This is a genomic window from Peribacillus simplex, assembly GCF_001578185.1.
GTDB classification, from domain to species: domain Bacteria; phylum Bacillota; class Bacilli; order Bacillales; family DSM-1321; genus Peribacillus; species Peribacillus simplex_A.
In genome coordinates this window covers 2,634,317-2,657,939 of record NZ_CP011008.1, presented here as the reverse complement: position 1 = coordinate 2,657,939, position 23,623 = coordinate 2,634,317, and the positions used below count along the sequence as shown (strand labels likewise).

Genomic DNA, 23,623 nt, shown 5'->3' with positions numbered 1-23,623 from the left:
CTCCTTTTCGTGTGTAGCTCTACACTTGGATTTTTTTGGTAGTAAAATTATGACCAAGTGCAACCTACGTTAAGCGATAGGAGCTGTTTCGTTCATTATGACTAAAGGATCAGTATAGTTAATAAGGAACGCTGATATACAAAATGCTTTTTAATAATTCTTTAAAAAACTAAGGTTAAAATATAAAAGTCAAAATTTAATGCAGTACCGGAGGAAGACATGAAAATATTAATTGTTGATGATGAGAAATCATTAACTGAGGGAATTTCAAAAATATTAGAAGAAGAAAATTATGATGTAGACATTGCCCTAAATGGTTATGATGGACTTGAGCTTGCAAAAAAAGGCATTTATGATGTGATCATACTCGATATTATGCTTCCTGAAGTGGACGGCTTTTCGATTGTAAAAACATTAAGAAAAGAATCAGTGAGAACTCCTATTTTACTTCTGACAGCAAAGGATAGTATAAAGGACAGGGTGATGGGATTAGATTTAGGTGCAGATGATTATTTAATTAAGCCCTTTGCTGGTCCTGAATTATTAGCTCGAATACGTGTGCTTTTGCGGGGAAAAGGGGAACAGGCAGAAGAACTAGGATACGGACCTATAAAAATTATTGAGCATGACGGATTTGTAAATGGGAAGAAATTAAATTTAACTGTAAAGGAATATCAGTTGCTGGAATTCTTCATTCTAAACAAGGAACAAATCCTGTTACGTGATCAAATTTTTAACCGAATCTGGGGCTTTAGTTCAGAAGCAGGATTAAATGTTGTGGATGTGTATGTTCATCATCTTAGAAAAAAGCTTACCCCCTTCCATTTGGACCACTGGATTGTAACCGTACGAGGAATCGGGTTCATGCTAAAAGTGGGTGATCAGGATGTTTCGTAAAACTAAAATCCAGTTGGCATTACTTTTTACTCTTGTTTTCTTTTGTGTCTTGAGTATTTTGGGTATTAGTCTCTATTTATATATGCAAAAAGTTTCTCTTGCCTCAGTTGATGATAATTTGCGAAATAAGGAAACCTATCTGATCCAAAAATCAATTGAAGATTTACCTGATGAAAAAAATGAAAGGGAATCAGAACGGAAGGTTTCCTATTTATTTTGGGATAAAAAAGGGAATCTCCTTTTAAGTAACCCAAAAAACGCCTTTTACAAAAAAGAAATATCCTCTTTTAAACCAAATAGGAATGACAAAAAAATGCGCATCCAAACCATAAGCGGACATTCCTATAGAATTCTGACTCATGTTAAAAAGAGGGATGAACTTAAAAGCTTTCCATCTGCTGCAACCATCCAACTAGTTTATAACATTGATCCTGAGGTGAATGTTATAAAACAACTGCTGCTATTAATTGGATTTGGCTGTTTCATAGGTTTGCTGATCTCTTTTTTTGTTGGTTTATTTTTGTCAAGTAGAGCATTAGTGCCAATTCAAAGGTCTTGGGAAAAACAAACACAGTTTGTTAGTGATGCTTCCCATGAATTACGAACACCACTTTCGGTTATTCAAACTCATTTGGAACTCCTCTTTCGTCACCCAACTAATACAATTGAGGAGGAATGTGCGACAATATATAAAAGTCTGACTGAAGTAAAACGCCTGAGTAAATTAGTACAGGATCTATTGACCTTAGCAAGGAGTGACTCAAATGAACAGCTTATTAATCAGGAATTATTTTCAATGGATGAACTGCTTAGACATATAGTGGAACAGTTTGAACCAATTGCTGATATGAAGGATATCAAAATAGAGGATGAGATAGAAAAAAATATAATTTACTTTGGAGATAAAGATAGAATTCATCAGCTTTTAGTCATCTTGCTGGATAATGCGCTAAAATACTCGGACCTAAACGGTAAAATAACCATTTTTTCCAAAAAAGAAGGTAGCAGTTTAAGAATAAACATTGAAGATACCGGGACAGGAATACCAGATAAAGATTTACCATTCATATTTGATCGTTTTTATCGAAGTGATAAGGCAAGAACAAAGGCAACAGGAGGAACAGGGCTTGGTTTGTCTATTGCCAAATGGATTGTTGAGGCTCATGGAGGGCAAATTTCTGCAGAAAGTAGGTTCCACAAAGGGAGTCAGTTTATTATAAAACTTCCCTTTAAGAATCAATCATCTAAACTCACTTAAAGGAGTTTTTTAAAAATTTTTAAATGATTTAGAAAGGATATCTATATTTTCTATTATGTTTTTAAAGGAATTTTAAAAGTGATTAAATATACTTTGTGGTGTTAACGATTAATTAGAAGCTAAACCAAAAGAGATAGGAAGGATTTTAAAATGTCTAAAAAGAATAAAAAATGGGTACTTCTTTGTTCCACAGCTGTAGCTGCTGCTTATGCAACTGGTTATTTTTCAACAGAAGCACAAGCAATCAAAATGAATTCGGCAACCCACACACAAATTAGTATGCAAAACAAAGTACAGCCCTCAAGCTTGGTTATAGACAAAGCTAACGAAGTAAATGGAAATAAAAGTAGCGTTACTTCTTCAAAAATACAAAATGTTCAGCCTAGACAAAAATATAAAGATGGAACTTTTAAAGGTACAGGAATGAATCGGCGCGGGGAAATAGAAGTTGCAGTAACCTTAAATAAGGACAAAATTACAGATGCACAAATTATAAATTGGGGGATGCACTATTCTGAAAGTGATTTAGATGGGCTACCGGGTGAGGTTATCAAACGGCAAAGTGTTAATGTAGATTTTGTTTCAGGGGCAACCTACAGTTCTCAAGCGTTTACAGATGCTGTCCAGGATGCTCTCAATAAGGCACAAAATTCCTAAGGAGTAAAAATGAGAAAAACTAAATTATATATGGATACAGTCGTAGATATCCAAGTAGTTATTGGGGAAGGGACATCTGAGGAATTGGCTGAAGCAAAGATCAACCGTGCTTTTGACATGTTTCGAAAAGTGGAACAGGCGTGCAGCCGTTTTAGCCCTGACAGTGAATTAATGAACGTTACCAAGGTGATTGGAAAACCAGTTCAAATAAGTCCGTTTTTATTTGAGCCCTTGAGATTTGCTTTAGAAATGGCTAAATTAACGGACGGTGAATTTGATCCTACAATTGGGAAAATCATGGAGGAGCAAGGATTTAATCGTCATTATTTAACAGGTTACTTTATTCAAAATCCTTCTGCAGAATCCGTAACGTATCGAGATATTGTTTTAGACGAAAAATCCCAGACATTGTTTTTAAACAAGCCCCTAGTGATAGATTTAGGAGCGGTCGCAAAAGGTTTTGCCATCGATTTGGCAACAAATGAACTAAAAGAATTTAAAGGATTTGTTGTCAACGCAGGTGGAGACCTATTTGCAGGCGGATTTGATCAAAAGGGAGAACCATGGAAGATTGGCATTCAACATCCTGAAAAAAAAGATGAGATTATTTCTGTAATAGAAATTTCAAATCAAGCAGTATGTACTTCAGGTAGTTACGAGCGCAAGAATGCAAAACTTCCCAGTATGCATCATATCATTAATCCTCAAACAAAGGAGTCACCCAATGATTGGGTGAGTTCAACTGTTATTGCTCCTTTCGCGATGATGGCAGATGCTATTTCGACTGCAGCCTTTTTGTTAGGAAATGAAAACGGGAAGAAATTAATTGAAGATGTTAATTTAAGGGGACTTTTTATCACTTCTGAATTACAGATTGTTCATGTTGGAGGAGATAGTAATGACAATGAAGAAATGGCTTAAAACACCTAAGGGATATGTTACGATTACCTTGTTGGCGTATCTTCTTATTGCATCAATCGGCTATAAAAATATATTGGGAATAAAAAATACCATGGTAGCAGTTATAACTGCTGTCATCGCTGACATTATCTTTAATATTCTCAAAAAAAGAAAATGGACAATGCCAGACGGTGCAGTTATTACAGGTTTAATTATTGGCCTTATTTTAAGTTCCACGACCTCTATAGGTATAATTACAGCTACCGCTATACTTGCAATTTTATCAAAGCATCTACTTGTTTATATGAAAAAACCAATTTTTAATCCTGCAGCATTTGGTTTACTTTTATCTGCCCTTTTTTTAAAAACGGGACAAAGCTGGTGGGGGGCATTTGGAGACCTTTCAGTATGGATAATTATCTTTCTTTTAGTGGGAGGATACATCATTACGAACAGAATTCATAAGTTCCCTCAGGTTTTTACATTTTTAGGGACTTCTTTTGTACTATTGGCTCTAATGGGGCATTTCAATATTGGAGATGCAGTTAATGCACTTAGGCCACCATTTATAAATACTACTCTCTTCTTTGGGTTTTTTATGCTTACAGATCCACCTACATCACCAGCTAAGGATAAAGATCAAGTAATAATGGGTTTCTTGACAGCAGCAGCAGGAACAATCATCTACGCAATATTTGGTGGACTAATCTATTTGTTTATCAGTTTATGTCTTGGAAATCTTTTTACCTATCTTAAAAAGCGTTCACTTTCAAAAAGAGCTGTCAAACGTACAGGTATAACAAGAACTATCAGGTATGGTTCTTAATAAAAAGTAACAAATTATATAACCCTGCTAATGGGGGCAGTTAACAAACTAATAAGAAAATCAAAAATAGGGAATCCCCAAAAAATAATAGGATTCCCGTTTTTACATCCTCACCATGTACTGATCAATGGAATAAATTAAATTTCAAAATTACAAAACGTAAAAAATGTGAATATTTCACTTAAACTAAACTGCCATTATATACAGTATCATCCTAAAAATACTGTTAGAATGCAACTTTTATCTTTGTTTACATGAAAGCATAGATAAGTGGTTAAGGACTTGACTTGGAGCCTCTGTGGGTACGATTTGTCATGAAAGGCTGAAGCTAAGGTTTCATCAGGCAAAGAAGCCTATCATAGATACCCACCTATATTACAAATCTTTCTTTTGAAGACGTTCCAACGGAACATATTCATGAACTGTATTCGTTACGTTGGCAGATTGAAATTCTATTTAAGACATGGAAATCTTTCTTTCAAATTGACAAGTGCAAAGAGATTAAGAGGGAACGCTTAGAGTGTCACTTGTATGGGCAACTTATTAGCATTTTACTTTGTTCATCTACGATGTTTAGAATGCGTCAGTTACTTTTAGATAAGAAAAAGAAGGAGTTAAGTGAATATAAATCCATCTATATGATAAAAGACTATTATTTATTGTTTTATCAAGGATTACAAAAGGACGCCAAAGAATTATCAAAAATTTTTCTACGTCTGTTTCACCTTTTGGAGAAAAAACGGACGGAAATGTCATCGTTATAACAAGAAAACGGTCTTTGATATCTTAGGTATTGTGTATGATTGTACGTCACAAAAACTTAAAGCTGCCTAATATTTTTTAAAAAAACCAATTTGATGGTTTTTTTGTCATGCGCATTTTTAGTGTTACCATAGCAAATTAAAGAGAACACACTTTTATATTATCTCTTGCGCGCTTAGCTTGATGGCGATGTGACGCTACCCTTATAAAATCTTAAATTAAGACAAGTGATATTTCAAAAATCACCTCGTTAGAATATAAAATGAATACATAATTTAGCAGTTAAGTATTTATTATCAAAAAATAATTCCACTTGTTAAAAATAGTTTTTAAAAGGGAATTCATTATTTTTGTTGAACATGAATATTGTAGGCAAATTTACCGTTTGATGATTTTTATTGTAACTGATTACATCGAGGTAATTAACATATTTATCTTGTTCATGGTAATGGATTGTATCAAAAAAATCATTAGCGAATGGAGGTTAACAGATGGTTAGCTTGATGGCGATCAATATGGATGATTCACGTTCCTTCCTCACTGAAAAACACTTATTATTTAAACAATCAATTCGTGAATTTCTCCACAAGGAGGCTTCCCCCTATTATGATCAGTGGGAAAAAGAGGGGGGGATACCCCGCTTGTTTTGGAAAAAGATTGGGGATAATGGATTTTTATGTCCATGGCTTGATGTAGAGTTCGGTGGGGCGGGAGCAGATTTTGGATATTCAGTTGTACTGGCAGAGGAACTGGAAATGGTTGGATCAGCCTTAGGAGGAATATCAATTCACTCTGATGTTGTGGCCCCTTATATTGCTTCATTCGGCACAATAGATCAAAAACATAGATATTTACCCAAGTTCATTACTGGAGAAATGATTTCTGCCTTTGCAGTGACAGAGCCAGGGCTGGGTTCTGAATTAGCGAATATTCGAACCACAGCCATCAAGAAAGATGGATATTATATTGTCAATGGAGCGAAATCGTTTATTACAAATGGCTTTAACGCTGACTTCTTGATAGTAGCATGCAAAACTGATCTAGATGCTGTTCCTTCTCATGACGGAATCAGTTTGTTGCTCCTTGATAAAGATACACCAGGGTTTTCACGAGGAAGAAAACTTGACAAAGAAGGCCAGGAAAGTTCAGAAACAGCCGAACTATTTTTCGATGATGCCTCTGTTCCTATTGGGAACCTTCTTGGGGAGGAAGGTAAAGGGCTTTCATATATAATGCAAAAACTGCAGCAGGAAAGGCTTATGTGTGCGATTGGGTCTTTAATGGCAGCTAAGGATATGCTCGACTTAACTGTGAATTTTATTAAAGAACGAAAAGCATTTGGTAAGAAAATTAGTAAATTTAAAAATGCACAGTTTACCATCGTTGAAATAGCGACCGATATTCAGTTGGGAAGAACGTTTGTTGATGGTTTGATCTGTAAACATATGAAAGGGGAGAAGATCATAACGGAAGTATCGATGGCTAAATATTGGATCACGGAGATGTCTAAGCGAATATCTGAAAAGTGCATGCAGTTACATGATGGATACGGAAATATGGGTGACTATAAAATTGCCCGGCGTCATCGGGACATTCCTGTGACAACATTATATACAGGGTCAGATGAAATCCTGAAAATCCTCATTGCTAAAAATATTGGGTTATAATTCATTTTTAATAACTTAAATCTATTAACTACCTTAAAATGAGGTAGTTTTTTTATTCCATTTATTCAATATAATTACAATGAACTAGTTTTTTTGTTAAAATGGTTTATGTAGTTTTTTTCTGGGTATAAGAGACTGTGCATATAAAAAGTAACATATTTGTAAAAATTGTAATTGTATGCGAATGATGGAGGTGCTTGTTGTGTTAAAAATTGAAAATGTATCGAAAATCTATAAGGGAGGAAAGAAAGCTGTAAAGAATATATCATTGGATATTAAAAAAGGAGAGTTCATTTGCTTCATTGGTCCGAGTGGATGTGGCAAAACAACGACAATGAAAATGATTAACCGTCTAATCGAACCAACTGAAGGAAAGATACTTATTAATGGGGAAAATATAATGGATAAAGATCCAGTTGAGTTAAGAAGACAGATCGGGTACGTTATCCAGCAAATCGGACTTTTCCCACACATGACGATTCTTGAAAATATCACCCTCGTTCCAAAACTTCTAAAGTGGAATGACCAGAAGAAAAAAGAACGTGCACTGGAATTGCTTCAGCTTGTCGATATGGGACCCGAGTATTTAGAAAGGTATCCATACGAATTGAGCGGCGGGCAGCAACAAAGGATTGGCGTTCTGAGAGCTCTTGCTTCAAATCCCCCACTCATTTTAATGGATGAACCTTTTGGAGCACTAGATCCAATCACCCGCGATGCCCTTCAGGAGGAATTTAAAAATCTGCAGCGCACACTTGATAAAACAATCGTTTTTGTTACCCATGATATGGATGAAGCCATTAAGCTAGCCGACAGGATCGTCATCTTAAAAGCTGGTGAAGTCGTCCAAGTGGGAACACCGGATGAAATCCTCCGATACCCAGCCAATGAGTTCGTGGAAGAATTCATAGGTAAAGATCGATTGCTTCAAACAAGACCAAATGTTGAATTGGTAGAACAAATCATGAGCCGTAATCCCATATCCATTACTGAGGAAAAATCCCTTACGGATGCTATTACGATAATGCGCGAGAAAAGGGTCGATTCTTTACTTGTGGTCGATGAGCAAAATGTTTTGAAAGGGTTCGTAGATGTTGAAACGATCAGTGAATACCGAAAAAAAGCAAAATTTATCAGCGAAGTCATCAATACTGAAGTCTATTCAGTAAAGCAGGATTCATTAATTCGTGATTCCGTTCAGAAGATATTAAAACGGGGATTCAAATATGTGCCTGTTGTTGACCAGAATAAACATTTGGTCGGAATTGTCACTAGGGCAACATTGGTAGACATCGTATACGACAGTATATGGGGAGAGGTAGAAAATCAAGTGGCAGAAATGTTCTAGGAGGTGTATTAGATGGAAACATTGCTCGATTTTTTACAAACGAACTGGCAAGAATTTATTTATAAGGCATGGGAGCACTTATATATATCCATGATCGCTGTTTTACTTGGAATAATAGTCGCCGTACCACTAGGCATTATGTTGACCCGAATGAAAAGGAGCGCATCCATTATAATCGGAATTGCAAACATTATGCAGACATTGCCGAGCCTGGCAGTCCTAGCCTTTTTCATTCCTTTCCTCGGAGTAGGGAAAACACCCGCAATTATTGCGTTATTTTTCTATTCTGTTTTACCTATACTCAGGAATACTTACACAGGTATTAAAGGCGTAAATGAAAATCTGCTGGAATCCGGTCGCGGTATCGGGATGACAAGCTGGGAGAGGATTCGTCTGGTTGAATTCCCGCTTGCACTTTCCGTCATTATGGCTGGTATCCGTACGGCTTCCGTCTATTTAATTGGTTGGGCAACCTTGGCTTCCTTTATTGGAGGAGGAGGTCTTGGAGATTACATTTTTATCGGATTGAATTTATACCAAACAGAATATATCGTCGCAGGTGCAGTTCCTGTAATTATCATGGCTATCCTGGTGGATTATGTATTCTCGATCATTGAACGAAAAGTCGTACCAAAAGGATTAAAAGGTATGAAGGAAGTTGCATGAGGAGGAATAGCATGTATAAAAAAATGAGAAGTTCAATTTTCATAGCCCTTTTAGTTTGTTCATTATTCATCAGTGGCTGTTCTTTACCTGGATTGGGGTCATCTTCTGAAACTACAGTAAAGATCGGTGCCCAAAGTATGACCGAATCCGAAATTCTGGCGAACATGATCGCTCAACTCCTAGAGCGGAATACGGATCTTGATACGAAAATCATCAAAAACTTAGGTTCGAATTTCGTTCAGCAAAAAGCGATGGAGAGCGGTGATATAGATATAGCCGCAACTCGATATACAGGGACGGATTTAACGAGTGTCCTGGGACAGGAAATTGAAAAGGACCCAGTAAAGGCAATGGAAGTTGTTCAAAGGGAATTCAAAGAACAATATGGTTTCAAATTTTTTGATTCATACGGTTTCGATAACACCTATGCCTTTACGATTTCAAATGAATTGGCAGAGGAAAAAGGTTATAAGAAAATATCGGATTTGGAAAAGGATGCAGATAATTTAAGGTTAGGTGTCGATAGTGCTTGGCTGAAAAGAAAAGGGGATGGCTATAAAGGGTTCGTAAATACATATGGATTGGAATTCGGGGAAACTTATCCGATGCAGATTGGCCTGGTATACGATGCAGTCAAAAATGGTCAGATGGATATTGTACTTGCATACTCTTCCGATGGACGGATTAAGGTTAATGATTTGATGCTTTTAGAAGATGATAAACAATATTTCCCTCCATATGATTGTTCACCGGTCGTTACCGAAGAATTATTGGAACGGTACCCTGAAATTGAAGATGAACTTAACAAGTTAATTGGCGAAATCAATACTGAAACCATGCAGGAACTGAACTATGAAGTTGATGGGAACTTGAAAGAGCCATCGGTCGTAGCTTCGGAATTCCTTAAAGCACATAAATATTTTGAATAAATGGGAGGTGCAAAATAATGGAAACCTTACAACAGCTGGGAACGTATTATTCTCAAAATTGGATGTATGTACTTACTGAGTTTTATCGCCACTTTTTAATGTCCGCTTATGGAGTTTTATTTGCTGCAATCGCAGCCATCCCGATGGGGATTTTCATCGCGAAACATAAGAAATTGAGTAAATGGGTATTTTCCATAACTAATGTTATTCAAACCACACCAGCCTTGGCCATGCTTGCTCTTCTTATGCTAGTGATGGGGTTAGGAACAAATACAGTTATCTTATCATTGTTTTTATACTCCTTACTGCCAATCCTTAGGAACACTTATGTCGGAATTACAAGTATAGATCATGCTTATTTAGAACCTGGCAAGGCAATGGGGATGACGAAACTCCAGTTACTAAGAATGGTCGAACTGCCATTATCCCTCTCTGTCATCATGGCTGGATTACGGACAGCTCTTGTGGTTGCAATTGGAGTCACTGCTGTAGGGACATTCGTAGGGGCAGGAGGGCTGGGGGATATCATTGTCAGGGGAACGAATGCATCTAATGGAACGGCCATTATACTTGCAGGAGCAATCCCAACGGCATTGATGGCCATTCTGTCAGACCTCTTACTAGGATGGTTGGAACGGTTGCTTTCTCCGATAAAAAAGAAAAAAATTCATTCTGCCTAAAACAAACCAGGACATTGAAAGAGCCATTGCATGTTATTGCAATGGCTCATATTCTTAGCTTTTTGGCCAGAAAAATAACCATTGCCGATTAAAAGGTTACAAGCAGGGACTGACCGGCTTAGTTTTTTATTTCAGAAAAAGGGTAACTATAAGGATAGTTGTAAAAAAATATAAGGGGAATCAATCATGAAACTTACACCAGAGCAGCGTATTGAACTTCACGGCTTTAATAATCTTACGAAATCTCTAAGTTTTAATATGTATGATATTTGCTACACAAAAACCAGGGAAGAGAGAGAGGCCTACCTGGATTATATCGATGAACAATATAATGCAGAAAGGCTTTCGAAGATCTTGCACAACGTTTCTGATTTAATAGGTGCACACGTTTTAAATACGGCCAAGCAGGATTATGTCCCTCAAGGCGCCAGTGTAACCATTCTTGTTTCAGAAGGTCCTGTCGTCGAAGTACCTACTGGAACTTATGAGGAATCACCAGGGCCCTTACCTGATAATGTGGTCATGCAACTGGATAAGAGCCATATTACTGTTCATACATACCCTGAATTCCATCCAAATGAAGGCATAAGCACATTCAGGGCCGACATCGATGTCTCTACTTGTGGAGAAATATCACCGCTTAAAGCCCTTAATTATCTGATCCATTCCTTCGATACCGATATTATCACGATTGATTACCGTGTAAGAGGGTTTACGAGAGATAAAGATGGGCGAAAATTGTTCATTGACCACGATATTAATTCCATTCAAAACTATATTCCTGATGAAGTAAAGGGCTTATATGACATGATTGATGTGAATGTATACCAGGAAAATATATTCCATACAAAATGTAAGCTGAAAAGATTCGATATTAATAATTACTTATTCGGTTATACAGAGGAAAAGCTGAAAACAGAAGAAAGGCAGGTAATAATAGAAAGGCTTCAAACGGAGATGGACGAAATTTTTTATGGTGCCAATGTCCCGCATCCAACAGAAAAGAACAAGCATGCCGATTAAGGGATGCTTGTTTAAGTGAAATATTAATTTAACTGGAAAACATGAACCAATACATAACCGAGACACGTTAATAAAATTGAGCCAATCAATCCAGCAATAAAAGGTTTGCCGCCATATTTTTTAAAAGTGACAAGGTCAATATTCAATCCTAGTCCTGCCATGGACATAGCCATGAGGATATAGGAAAGCATAACAAGTTTTTCGGCTATAAGTTCAGGAACTGCCCCTGTAGAGTAGAGGGCACTCATTAATAGAAATCCAAAAATAAACCAAGGTATCTGAATGGACTTCCAGGAAAATCTCTTTCCCTTATCTGTTGATCGCTCTTTCCAACTCATGATGAATCCAATTAAAAGGGCTACGGGAATGAGCAGGGCCACCCTAGTCAATTTGACCATGACTGCCAAGTCGACTGCTTCATTTCCCCCTGGTGCTGCAGCAGCGATGACGTGAGCAATTTCATGTAGTGTCGCACCCGAAAATATACCGTAACCTGGATCGGATAACCCCAAAAAGGGATAAAGGATCGTGTAACCGAAAGTGAAGGTTGTACCTAAAACAGCAACCGTCGCTACAGCTATTGCTGTATCTTTTTCTTTTGCTTTAATTTGGGAGGAAATTGCGAGGACTGCAGCAGCTCCACAAATTGCTGTACCACAAGCTGTCAGTAAGCCTAGCTTTTTTTCCACTTTAAATAGACGAGTCAATCCATAAACTACCAATATAGCAAATATTAGACTAATGGCTCCAACAGCAAACGTTTTCGGGCCGGCGTTAAAAATATCCTTCAGGTTCAAGCGCATCCCCAATAAGATAATGCCCATTCTCAAAAGGACTTTACTAGAATAATTTGTCCCAGCGACGGCGTAAGCGGGTACGCCGAAAATCGATTTCCAAACAACACCAATCAGTATCGCAATGACTAGCTGTCCCAATATATGAAGGAATGGAAGCTCTGCTAAGTATTTAGCTGCAATAGCAATTAGCAAAGTTAAAGCTATTCCTTTTGTAAATCCAAGTTTTCTAGTTTCAACCTCTGTTCGTTCCAGTGTGATCACTCCATCTATGTTGATGCCTTTACTTTAAAGCTTAATTAAGAATAAGTGAAATATATTTTTGCTATTTCAATGATTACTTCTACTTATGATAAAATAAAATGCATAGGTAAATAAGGAGGTAACCATGGATCCTTTAAAAGTATTCGTAACCGTGATAGAACAGAAAAACTTTTCTAAAGCTGGGGATATTCTGAACCTGTCGCAGCCAGGAGTCAGTCTCCATATTAAGAATCTGGAAAATGAGTTAGGAACGAAATTAATTTATCGTTCTCCCAAACAAGTTCAAATAACAGAGCCGGGAAAAATTTTATATAGACATGCAAAGCAAATGCTTGATCATTATGAGACAGCAATAAGAGAAATAAATGAATTTAATAACGTGGTTAGCGGAACGATGAAAATAGGTGCAAGCTTCACGATAGGGGAATACTACCTTCCAAAAGTTTTAGCAGAATTTGCGGCTCAATATCCGCTGGTGGACATACAAATCATCATCTCGAATTCTAATGAAGTCATACAAGGAATACGTTCGAATAAGCTTGATATAGGCTTGATAGAAGGGGAAACGGATTATAAAGATATTGATGTCAGACCCTTCATGAATGACGAGATGATTGTCGTCGTCCCCCCGGTTCATCCACTTTCACAGACGGATATCATCGAGGGCACATTGCTCCAAAACCAAACATGGGTACTTAGGGAGCAAGGATCGGGGACCCGTACATATTCGGATAAACTTCTGAGCAGTCTGGAACTAAACATAAAGAAAACCTTTATTTTCACCAGTATCCAGGGAGTGAAAGAAGCGGTGATGGCCGGACTTGGCATTGCCTTGTTATCCCGTTTGACTGTACAAAAAGAATTGAAATCCAATGAATTGAAAACCTTTCATTTGAAAAATGAACCCATTATAAGACCTTTTTCAATCGTGAAAAAGTTAGACTTTGAAGCATCAAAAGCCATGGATCTATTTTTAAGGAAGGTAGAAGACTTTGCGATAAAGGGTCATCCTAAATAAAACCTTACACTTTAAGCCCATCCTTTACATTTCATGAATGAAGGGGATGGGTTTTTATTGAATGACGAATTTTTTTTAATTTTAATGAAAACGTCGAAAGTATTATGGTATATGTCAATCAATAAACAATTTTTACGTATTTTAACATAATTACCAACATATAAATTAAATAGGTAGTCTCCAGGAACTTTTCAGTCCCTGTAGGACTTTTCCGCATTTATTAATCTTAAAAGGAGCAACCACATTGGCTATAGAGCAGAAAGATAAGCGGATTTCTGTTTTCGACAGAATTATAGGGTTCATGCCAAAATTATATGTGATTGGAACTATTTTAATTTTTGTATATACGCTTGTTGCGATGTCTCATTTAGGTATCCAAACTTGGAATAAGCCAGAGGAAGCTGTTGATCCGGTAATTACACAGAATCCCCCTATTTCTGAGGGCTTTGAACATACATTGATTACATTAATCATCGAGCCGATCGTAACTTCAGAATTTTATCAAATTATCTTTAACACGTTATTTCTTTACCTTGTATGGATACTGCTTTTCCTATTAGCACCGATTGCTTTTTACCGTTTAAAGCACTTTAAGTTTTTTAATATAGAAATTGAAATTGAAAAACAGGATGCAGCCGTCTATGAGGTGTTCAGTGTGAGCAGTTCGAAAATGAAATTTGCTGCGTATTTAACATCAGAGGAATATCAATTGGAAATATCAGAGGAAATTGCCAACAGCAAGGACTTTAAAACCCCCTTAATCTATACATTGGACAGTGCCATGGACTTTTATTCCAATCAATTAGGACTTTCCTTTACCTATGATATCTATACCTTGAACCAGTTCAAGAAAGCGAAGCTGCCTAAATCCATCAAAGCGATGCTTGATAAGTCTATCCAAACCGGTGATCCGTGCATAACGAATAAAAGCAATAGTGATAGTGAATTTTACAAGAATTTTCTTCTCCATTATTTTGAAAACATGGACGGGAAATTTGTCACTGTCTTAAATAGCTATCAAACTGAATTCGATACATTTGATAAATCACTGCTTAAGATCCTGCAAAATGTCATATATGATTACTATTTGCAGTATAACTATATTTATGGTGTGAGCGAGAAAATGGAAAAAAATGAAGGGATTTCCGATAATAAATAAAAAAACCACCCTACAAGTGGTTATTTTTTTTGGAAAGGTGATTGTTAATAATATTTTGTACAATTACATTATTTCCAATGAGCTCTGACGATTTATTTACGTGTTGTTCCCGAAAATCCATGTTCTTTATTTTCTTAGACTTTTTCCCTTTTTTAAAATTATTGAAGGCATTTAAAAAAGCTATCTGAATCACTCCCCTTATAGATTAGTATATTCATATGACGGATAAAATTTCATGAAATACCTCTATTCACAGAAAAATATTTTGCGGTTTTAATTGTTGAAAATTACCTAAACAAAGGAATTATAGACATTCTAGAAGAATTGATTTTAATTAGAACGAGGAATTTATAAGCACTAATTATTGATTACTACGGCTTTTTTATAAAATATAAAGAAATTTCATTAAAAATATTGTATAGTTAGAATGCTGGGATTCGAACAAACATTCGTTTCTTGGTAACAGAGATTACTTCTTAGTAGGACAGGAGAGAGACAGTGAACGGTACAGCACACATGGCATTAGGGGCAACAGTTGGATTCTTAACGGCAAACACACTTCAAACAGATCCAACGACCACTTTATTCTTGGTTGGCATTGGGGGGATTTCAGGCCTTATGCCCGATATGGATATTGATGGGAAGTTAAGTAATAGGATTACTTTTTCACATAAGTTTATCCGAACGATAGCACAAACGATTGGTATATTAATGATCATTTATAGTCTTTTGGAAGGCACTGATAAGGAAAAGTGGATCGGTGTAGGAGCAGGAATCGGGATCATCATCATTTCATCATTCATGAGACAAAGGCATATGCTGACCTTGACTGGATTAGCGGTTTTAGGCGGCGGTATATCTTTGCAGGAAAGCTGGTTGTGGCTTTTAGGCGCCTATATAATCCTGGCATCCTTTACACCACATAGAAGTTATACCCATTCGATTGCCGGTATCGCTTTCTTTGGCATCATTGCTTTTCAATTCGAAGCCTTTATGGGGATTGACGGAATTTTGACTACTTGTTTATTCGGATACATAAGTCATTTATTTGCAGATTTGAAATGTTTACCTTTTAACAAACGTGGGGTAAAGTTATTTCTACCATTTTTCTCAAAAGAATTCTGACAGTGGTTTTCTTACCGCTGTTTTTCCATGAGGAATAGTAAGTTTTAAAATACGTGCTTTCAAAAAGGCGGATGTTGGAAGCTTGATTCGACTTATTCTTATGTTTTATATGGTCATTCTTCCTATTTCTACCAAATGTAACATATTTGTAAAGATCCTGTGATGCGAGTGATATACCCATTCTAGTATATTAGGTTTAGCAAATCACATCAGGGGGTAAAAAAATTTGTTTAAGAAAATTGTCGTCGGATTGTCATTGGCTATCATGCTTGTAACCGGATCCTTTGCTGGGGACCAAGTGGAAGCTGCTACATATCATACAAAAGCGATTAAAGTGGCGAAAAGTGAATTAGGTACAAAATATAAAATGGGTGGCATTTCTTCTTCAGGTTTTGATTGCTCAGGTTTAGTGAAGTATTCATATCAAAAGGCTGGTAAGAATTTACCAAGAACCGCCGCTGACATATATAAAAAAGGAAAGAAAGTCAAAAGCCTGCAAAAAGGTGACTTAATGTTTTTTGCACCAAATAAAGCGAAAAAACCTACACATGTGGCTATTTACATAGGAAACAATGAATTCATACACTCTGCATCATCTAAAGGAGTGTCATATGCTAAAACCAATAATAGTTATTGGAAGCCAAAGTATATTGGTGCGAAACGTATATAATAGAAGAAAATCAACCTTAATATAAAAAACTCTTTCAGTTTGTAGTCAAAAAGGTTTCGGAATGGTATCATTCCGAAACCTTTTTGATTTTTTATTGGAATTGAAGCAGTTATAAGGAAAGCATGGCATGGGTTGGACAACGAGGGGACTTATAAGAAAGTATCTTTATGACCTCAAGTTTTAATACTACTATTTTTAAAAACAAAAAAGACTGTAGGGAAAAGTGTTCTATCTAAAAGTTAAAACAAAGTAGATTGGAACGGGTGTTCGAGATTCCTGCAGGAAAAACGCAAGGGAGGACCGCCTACGGAAATAGAGTGCCTGGTGGCAACGATCAAATTTGAAAAGACCCTAAAAAATTGTAGATAATTTTCATCGAGTTTGTCTACAGTCGGTAAGAGACTTAATGAAGTCTTTTTTTTTGTTTTAAAAAATGAGAGTGGCTGAGGCATGAGGACAAGATTATGATTAGTCCTGAAAAAGGGTGAATTGGTGTTTTGTTAATAGTTTAGGCTATGGTTATCCTGAACGAAGAAATCATGACTGAATATACTAAGAGGATACATAGAATCTTTTTATTTGACTGGAAATGGATAGTTTAATATGCTTAGCAAACCAATCCGAGGGAGTTTTTAATTTATTCAAAAAAATTCCCAGACAAAAACCTTGAAAGTCAAAGAAGGTCAATGTATAATAAAAACAGAAAGTCAAAGAAGGTCAAAGTTTTTTGTGAAATTACCAATATTAATACTAAAGGAGGAGTACTACATGCTTTGTGAAAAATGCCATGTAAACCAAGCTAATATTCAAGTACATCTTAATATGAATGGTCAGGAGCATGAAGTTAAACTGTGCTCCACTTGTTATAAAGAAGAGCGAAGTAAACTTGGAGCAGCGATGGGCGGAATGGATACAGGGCATTTCCAATATAACGGATCCCTAAATTCATTCAATCCATTTAATTATAATGAAGTTCCTAAACCGGATTCCGTTGAACACGATGATGGCGGAGGATTGCTTGAAGAGTATGGCCGCAATCTGACCGATGTTGCTAGAGCAGGGCTGATTGATCCGGTTATTGGAAGAAATGAAGAAATAAAACGTGTCATCGAAGTCCTTAATAGACGTAATAAAAATAATCCAGTTTTAATTGGTGAACCCGGAGTAGGTAAAACAGCCATTGCTGAAGGTCTGGCTTTAGCCATTGTTTCAGGTTCAGTGCCTGGTAAATTACGTAATAAGCTGGTATATATGCTTGATGTCGCGTCACTTGTTTCGAATACTGGAATTAGAGGTCAATTCGAAGAACGAATGAAGCAATTGATCAGTGAATTACAGGAAAGAAAAAATGTCATTTTATTCATCGATGAAATTCACCAACTTGTGGGTGCGGGCTCAGCCGAAGGGTCAATGGATGCAGGAAATATTTTAAAACCGGCACTTGCACGCGGAGAACTTCAGCTTGTCGGAGCCACCACTTTATCTGAATATAGGAAAATTGAAAAAGATGGTGCCCTTGAGAGACGCTTTCAGCCTGTACAGGTTAATGAGCCGACAACAGCTGAGACATTGGTCATCTTACAGGGTTTAAAAGAAAGTTATGAATCTTATCATGGAGTCACATATAGTGAGAAAGCACTAAAAGCGGCTGTTGAACTCTCGAACCGATACATTCAAGATCGATTCTTGCCGGACAAGGCAATCGACTTGATGGATGAAGCAGGTTCCAAGTTGAACTTGACCATTGAAGACGGCCAGGTAGAAAACATGAAAGAGCGCCTGGCGCAAATCTATAAAGAAAAAGAAAAGGCCTTAAAAGAAGAAGCATACGAAAAAGCTGCAGTTCTTCGTGATGAAGAAGAAAAATTGGAAAAATCTTTACAGGTTGGAGAAAATGCAGTTAAACCAACCGTTAACGTTGAAGACATTCAAAATATCATCGAACAAAAGACTGGTATTCCTGTAGGTAAGCTGCAAGAAGATGAGCAAGAAAGAATGGTCAATCTTCAAGAGGAACTTATGAAAAAGGTCATCGGGCAGGAAGAGGCTGTCAAAAAGGTTTCTAAGGCCGTCCGAAGAAGTCGTGCCGGGCTAAAATCCAAAAAACGTCCAACCGGATCTTTCCTTTTTGTTGGTCCAACAGGTGTCGGTAAAACCGAATTGGCGAAAACTCTAGCTGAGGAATTATTCGGGGACAAGGAAGCGATGATCCGTCTTGACATGAGTGAATTCATGGAGAAACATAGTGTTTCTAAATTAATCGGTTCTCCTCCTGGATACGTAGGACACGAGGAAGCGGGACAATTGACTGAAAAAGTTCGCCGCAAACCTTACAGTATTATTTTATTGGATGAAATCGAAAAGGCTCATCCAGATGTAATGCATATGTTCCTTCAAATCATGGAAGATGGCCGGTTAACGGACAGTCAAGGCAGGACAGTAGCTTTTAAAGATACAGTGATTATCATGACGAGTAACGCTGGAGTCGGTGAAAAACAAAAAGTAATGGGATTCGGTACAAGTACAGCTGTAGAAGAAGCATCAATCCTCCAATCATTAGGCAGTTTCTTCAAACCGGAATTCCTGAACCGTTTTGATAGTATCATTGAATTCTCAGCTTTAAAGAAAGAAGATCTTCTTCAAATCGTTGATATCATGATTCAAGAACTTGATGAAACACTTACAGCAAATGGTTTGTCTTTAGATGTAACTCATGAAGCGAAACAAAGGCTAATTGAACTTGGATATCATCCAACTTTCGGAGCGAGACCGCTCCGCCGTGTTCTTCAAGAACAGCTCGAAGACGGCATCACTGATTTTATCTTTGAGCAGCCTGAAGTTAAGAACTTCACTGCAATTGTGGAAGGTACTTCTGTGAAAATTATTAAAACACCATAAAGAGTACTAGAAATGCCTCCAAGACCGTAAAACTGTTATGGAGGCATTTTTTTATCTTTTTCAGGTTTTCCTTTTTATAATGGCCATTCAAAAGGATAGCAAAGGTCCAGTCCGGAACTTGAATCACTTGGAGCATTTGGTAATTTAAACTGTAAAATCCGCTTATTGATTTCTGAATCTTCAACATAATCTGCAGTGAGGATGTTTTGAAGGGTAATATCTGCGGAATAATAGCATACGGTAAGATTCACCCTTGATTTTAAATAAAAAATTCCTGTTCTAATTGGGAATTTCAATGGAGGAATGACCTATTAAAGATTCGCTTTCTTCTTTTGAAGAGGAAAATACCAATATTCGAAAACCCGTGGACATAAAAACCGAAAACCAGTCGGAAACCCTTCCGATTGCAAATATTAATCCAGTGAACCCGGCAGAACTAGATGAATCTTATTACTATGACGGAAAAGATTTGGGGAACTCCTATCAAAAGGATAAAACGGCATTCCGGTTATGGGCACCTCTTGCATCTGAAGCTAAACTAGTTACTTATAAACATTTGGATGATTCAGGCGGAATGGAGATTCAGATGGATCGTTCGGAAAAGGGAACCTGGACCATTGAACTTACGGGTGATCAGGATGAATTGATTTATACATATAAAGTGAAAGTGGGAGAAGTCTGGAGTGAAGCCGTAGATCCCTATGTTCGTGCAGTCACGGTAAATGGTAATAAGGGAGTCGTAATAGATTTAACGGACACGGACCCTGAAAAGTGGACACGGGATAAACCACCGCTCGACAAAGCTGAGGACATTATCATTTATGAATTGCATACACGGGATTTGTCGATTCATCCCGAAAGTGGAATCCATCATAAAGGTAAATTCTTAGGAGTAATTGAAACCGGAACCAAAGGTCCAGAGGATGTGAAAACGGGTCTTGATCATATAAAAGATTTAGGTGTAACCCATGTGCAATTTATCCCCATATTCGATTTTGCTACTGTCAATGAAATGAAATTGAATGAACCACAATATAACTGGGGATATGATCCGAAAAATTATAACGCTCCCGAGGGCTCTTATTCGACTGACCCGTATCAACCAAAGGTCAGGATCCGTGAGTTAAAGGAAATGATCCAAGGCTTACATGATCACGGATTGCGAGTAATCATGGATGTTGTATATAATCACGTTTATTCCGTGGATGATTCAAATTTCAATAAACTGGTTCCCACCTACTTTTTTCGGTATAACGGTGACGGTACCTTATCAAATGGTACTGGTGTAGGAAATGATACCGCGTCTGAACATAAAATGATGCGGAAATTCATCGTTGAATCCGTAACCTATTGGGCGAAAGAATTTAACCTTGATGGTTTTCGTTTCGATTTAATGGGAATCCATGATGTGGAAACGATGAATGAAGTGAAAAAGGCGCTGGCAGAAATTGATCCGACCCTTATTGTTTTAGGCGAAGGCTGGGATATGAACACCCCCTTGGCCCAAGAGCAGAAAGCAAATCAAAAGAATGCTTTTAAAATGCCTGGCATCGCTCATTTTAATGATGCTATCCGCGATGGTTTAAAAGGATTTGTGATGAATGAACATGATAAAGGGTTCATTAATGGCAAACCAGGTATGGAAGATATTATAAAAAAGGGCATCGCTGGTGGTTTGAAATATGATGAGAATATCGCCACATACAAAAAACCAGATCAAGTGATCAATTATGTTGAAGCACATGATAATTATACTTTATGGGATAAGCTTCTCATCACTAATCCTGATGCGACAGAACAATCACGTAAACAGATGCATAAACTGGCTTCAGCAATTGTCTTACTGGCACAAGGAATTCCAATGATCCATGCTGGACAAGAATTTATGCGTACAAAGGGTGGGGATGAAAATAGCTATCAATCTTCTGATTGGATTAATAGGTTGGATTGGAAAAGAAGAGCGGAGTTAGATCGCGAAGTGGAGTATATGAAAGGGCTGATTTCTCTCAGGAAAAACCATTCTGTATTTAGGTTAAGCACACCGGAAGAAATTGAGGAGCATTTACAATTCATCGATGCTCCACCAAATGCAGTTGCCTTCACTCTAAAACATAATGATTACAAAATCGCAGTGATTCATAACGCAAATTGGGACGCGATAAGCATTACACTTCCCCATGAAGGAGAATGGTCCGTTTTAGTGAATGGACAGCAGGCAGGCCTGGGAGGTATAGAAAGGATTAAAGGGAGTCAGGCAACCGTTGCAGCTTTAAGTTCGTTTGTATTGAAAATAAACTTGTAATCAATTGAACTAAAGTGGAAGTGAGAGAATGCTGTTTCTCACTTCGTTTTAGTTCATTATTTGATATGAAATCTATTGGCGGAATTAAATCCTCCATTATGTACTCTCACGTGAGAAAAAAATGTCGGGGTAGAAAATTATAAACTGTATTATATCATTTTTTATAAGGGAGCGATTATTTTTCTCAGATAAAATACATATAAAAATCAAAGGTGCCGAGGCCAGGCTGGACGGTAATCGAACGATATTACAAATGCTAACAGTAAGCTTCATGTTATCATCCTAGTTTAGGAACTATTCTATCGATATAATCGTATCAATGCATCCTTTGCGGCCGTAGTGTTGAAGCATGCCAAGCTGACAGGCCACTGAAACATTGACTTGATTGAAGCAAAACGCCCACGTGTCATTTTGGATAATAATGTTCCAATCAATGAATCCTCATGTGTATCATGTGGACACTGTTCCACAGTTAGCCCGTGTAATGCAATGATGGAAAAAGGAATGGAGGGTGAAGCAGGATTTTAACAGGCATTGCTATACAGAACTCAAGGATATCGAGAGTACCCTTTTGGAATGTAAAGAAGTGATTAAAGAATCGTTTAAAGTGATGAAAGGCATGCAGGCCGTGGGATTTTACCAATGGTTAGAAGAAAGGGGACAAAGTGCTGAACATTCTTGCCAGGACAGCAGATACTCCCGAAACGGCAAATACGCTTAAAAATCTCCTTCTCATACTTGACATCGTTCCTTGAATGACCAAGAATTAAAACAAGCGATGACTTTCCTTAGGAGAAGATACAAGCAATTTAGAAAGAAACACCCAATTACCAGAGAATCAGCAATTGTATAAAGCAAATGAAACAGTGGACATAGAACGGCCGATTTCCAAGAATGTCCTACGATCCAGTAAGGAACGAAAATAAACGAAAGACCAGCTGGGATTTGGATTACAGCCGGAGTTTCGCTCGCAGCCATTCCGCTTACTTTGTCGAAAAGAAATAAACAGAAGCAAATAAATTGAAAACCTTTTTATTATTTTTATGAGTCCTTATCATGATTCGAAGACCCTTATCATATCAATTAAAGGAGATTTATGTACCTTTTGTGAATTATCTTGTAGAAAGTGCATCCCATAACATAAAATGGAAGTATCAATAATATTCAAGGAGTGTATAAATGAAGACTAAATTAATGACCATGACTTTTGGGATCTGTTGTTCTTTATTACTTTCAGGCTGTTCGAGTGAAGGAGAAAGTGTTGTTCAAAAAGAAAGCAGTCATGAAGGACATCCAGCACATACAGTATCCGGTGACCTTCAGGAAGAGACAGGCAGTAAGGACATAGCACCGGATTTCTTATCTGAAAAACCAGAAGAAATGAAGACGATCTATTTAGCTGTTGCTCAAAATAAAGATTTACTAGAAAAAATACCTTGTTACTGTGGTTGCGGGGAATCAGCGAACCATAAAAACAATTACGATTGTTTTATCCATGAGAATAAGAAAAATGGGGAAGTGGTTTGGGATGACCACGGGACAAGATGTGGAGTTTGCTTAGAAATAGCTGCACAATCCATTTTAGATTGGAATGAAGGTATGAGCATTAAAGATATCCGGAATAAAGTGGATGAAAAATACAAAAGTGGATATGCCAAACCGACACCAACCCCTGAGGTTTAAGGAATCGAAAGGTAAAAAAACTAAGTGTTTTCTAGTAAAGAAGTAGTTCAAGAACCAGACAGACATCTTAAATAAAAAATGGTGCAGTTCAGTTCAA

19 protein-coding genes and 3 pseudogenes are annotated in these 23,623 nt (G+C 37.2%); 21 read left to right on the top strand and 1 reads right to left on the bottom strand.

Annotated elements, in window-relative coordinates; all coding sequences use genetic code 11:
* Window positions 1-219 precede the first annotated feature (219 nt).
* The 12 genes and pseudogenes from UP17_RS12395 (at window position 220) to speD (ending at window position 11,613) form a co-directional block, all read left to right on the top strand.
* Window positions 220-897 carry a response regulator transcription factor gene (locus UP17_RS12395; RefSeq protein ID WP_061463289.1) on the top strand — a complete coding sequence of 226 codons (678 nt, stop codon included), beginning with the start codon at window positions 220-222 and terminating at the stop codon, window positions 895-897.
* Window positions 887-2,155 carry a sensor histidine kinase gene (locus tag UP17_RS12390; protein ID WP_061463288.1) on the top strand — a complete coding sequence of 423 codons (1,269 nt, stop codon included), beginning with the start codon at window positions 887-889 and terminating at the stop codon, window positions 2,153-2,155. Before UP17_RS12395 ends, UP17_RS12390 begins: the two co-directional genes overlap by 11 nt.
* Before the next feature lie 150 nt (window positions 2,156-2,305).
* Window positions 2,306-2,812, top strand: coding sequence for an FMN-binding protein (locus tag UP17_RS12385; protein WP_061463287.1), 507 nt, complete (start codon window positions 2,306-2,308; stop codon window positions 2,810-2,812).
* A gap of 9 nt (window positions 2,813-2,821) precedes the next feature.
* Entirely contained in the window at window positions 2,822-3,733 is a 912-nt protein-coding gene (locus UP17_RS12380; protein ID WP_061463286.1) for an FAD:protein FMN transferase, read from the top strand.
* Entirely contained in the window at window positions 3,711-4,538 is an 828-nt protein-coding gene (locus UP17_RS12375; protein WP_061463285.1) for an RnfABCDGE type electron transport complex subunit D, read from the top strand. Before UP17_RS12380 ends, UP17_RS12375 begins: the two co-directional genes overlap by 23 nt.
* Window positions 4,539-4,900: 362 nt before the next feature.
* Window positions 4,901-5,372, top strand: a pseudogene (locus UP17_RS26505) (transposase); the annotation flags it as partial.
* Window positions 5,373-5,791: 419 nt separating this feature from the next.
* A complete protein-coding gene (locus tag UP17_RS12365) occupies window positions 5,792-6,967 on the top strand; it encodes an acyl-CoA dehydrogenase family protein (protein WP_250211807.1) in 1,176 nt (391 codons plus the stop codon).
* A 202-nt stretch (window positions 6,968-7,169) separates the two neighbouring features.
* Window positions 7,170-8,315 carry a betaine/proline/choline family ABC transporter ATP-binding protein gene (locus tag UP17_RS12360; protein ID WP_061463283.1) on the top strand — a complete coding sequence of 382 codons (1,146 nt, stop codon included), beginning with the start codon at window positions 7,170-7,172 and terminating at the stop codon, window positions 8,313-8,315.
* A 12-nt stretch (window positions 8,316-8,327) separates the two neighbouring features.
* Entirely contained in the window at window positions 8,328-8,981 is a 654-nt protein-coding gene (locus UP17_RS12355) for an ABC transporter permease (protein WP_061463282.1), read from the top strand.
* A gap of 11 nt (window positions 8,982-8,992) precedes the next feature.
* A complete protein-coding gene (locus tag UP17_RS12350; protein WP_061463281.1) occupies window positions 8,993-9,910 on the top strand; it encodes an osmoprotectant ABC transporter substrate-binding protein in 918 nt (305 codons plus the stop codon).
* 17 nt (window positions 9,911-9,927) lie between these two features.
* On the top strand, window positions 9,928-10,590 hold the full coding sequence (locus UP17_RS12345; RefSeq protein WP_061463280.1) for an ABC transporter permease: 663 nt from the start codon (window positions 9,928-9,930) through the stop codon (window positions 10,588-10,590).
* A gap of 186 nt (window positions 10,591-10,776) precedes the next feature.
* A complete protein-coding gene (gene speD / locus UP17_RS12340; RefSeq protein WP_061463279.1) occupies window positions 10,777-11,613 on the top strand; it encodes an adenosylmethionine decarboxylase in 837 nt (278 codons plus the stop codon).
* Window positions 11,614-11,636: 23 nt separating this feature from the next.
* On the opposite strand, the gene UP17_RS12335 is transcribed toward speD, so the two are convergent.
* A complete protein-coding gene (locus UP17_RS12335; RefSeq protein ID WP_061466082.1) occupies window positions 11,637-12,662 on the bottom strand; it encodes a YeiH family protein in 1,026 nt (341 codons plus the stop codon).
* Window positions 12,663-12,795: 133 nt separating this feature from the next.
* Between UP17_RS12335 and UP17_RS12330 the strand changes: the two genes are divergently transcribed.
* From UP17_RS12330 to UP17_RS12285, 9 genes and pseudogenes are all read left to right on the top strand, one after another.
* On the top strand, window positions 12,796-13,689 hold the full coding sequence (locus UP17_RS12330) for a selenium metabolism-associated LysR family transcriptional regulator (RefSeq protein WP_061463278.1): 894 nt from the start codon (window positions 12,796-12,798) through the stop codon (window positions 13,687-13,689).
* 244 nt (window positions 13,690-13,933) lie between these two features.
* Window positions 13,934-14,848 (top strand): hypothetical protein, encoded by a 915-nt coding sequence (locus UP17_RS12325; protein ID WP_061463277.1) that lies wholly within the window; start codon window positions 13,934-13,936, stop codon window positions 14,846-14,848.
* Between the two features lie 498 nt (window positions 14,849-15,346).
* Window positions 15,347-15,973, top strand: coding sequence for a metal-dependent hydrolase (locus tag UP17_RS12315; protein ID WP_061463275.1), 627 nt, complete (start codon window positions 15,347-15,349; stop codon window positions 15,971-15,973).
* 226 nt (window positions 15,974-16,199) lie between these two features.
* On the top strand, window positions 16,200-16,643 hold the full coding sequence (locus tag UP17_RS12310) for a C40 family peptidase (protein WP_250211806.1): 444 nt from the start codon (window positions 16,200-16,202) through the stop codon (window positions 16,641-16,643).
* Between the two features lie 768 nt (window positions 16,644-17,411).
* On the top strand, window positions 17,412-19,541 hold the full coding sequence (locus tag UP17_RS12305) for an ATP-dependent Clp protease ATP-binding subunit (protein WP_061463274.1): 2,130 nt from the start codon (window positions 17,412-17,414) through the stop codon (window positions 19,539-19,541).
* 310 nt (window positions 19,542-19,851) lie between these two features.
* Window positions 19,852-21,843: pseudogene (gene pulA, locus UP17_RS12295) on the top strand (type I pullulanase); the annotation flags it as partial.
* 297 nt (window positions 21,844-22,140) lie between these two features.
* A pseudogene (locus UP17_RS26500) lies at window positions 22,141-22,368 on the top strand (hypothetical protein); the annotation flags it as partial.
* Window positions 22,355-22,564 (top strand): hypothetical protein, encoded by a 210-nt coding sequence (locus tag UP17_RS12290; protein WP_061463271.1) that lies wholly within the window; start codon window positions 22,355-22,357, stop codon window positions 22,562-22,564. The pseudogene UP17_RS26500 and the gene UP17_RS12290, both read left to right, overlap by 14 nt.
* Before the next feature lie 458 nt (window positions 22,565-23,022).
* Window positions 23,023-23,526, top strand: a complete 504-nt coding sequence (locus UP17_RS12285; protein WP_061463270.1) for a PCYCGC motif-containing (lipo)protein — start codon at window positions 23,023-23,025, stop codon at window positions 23,524-23,526.
* Window positions 23,527-23,623: the final 97 nt, after the last annotated feature.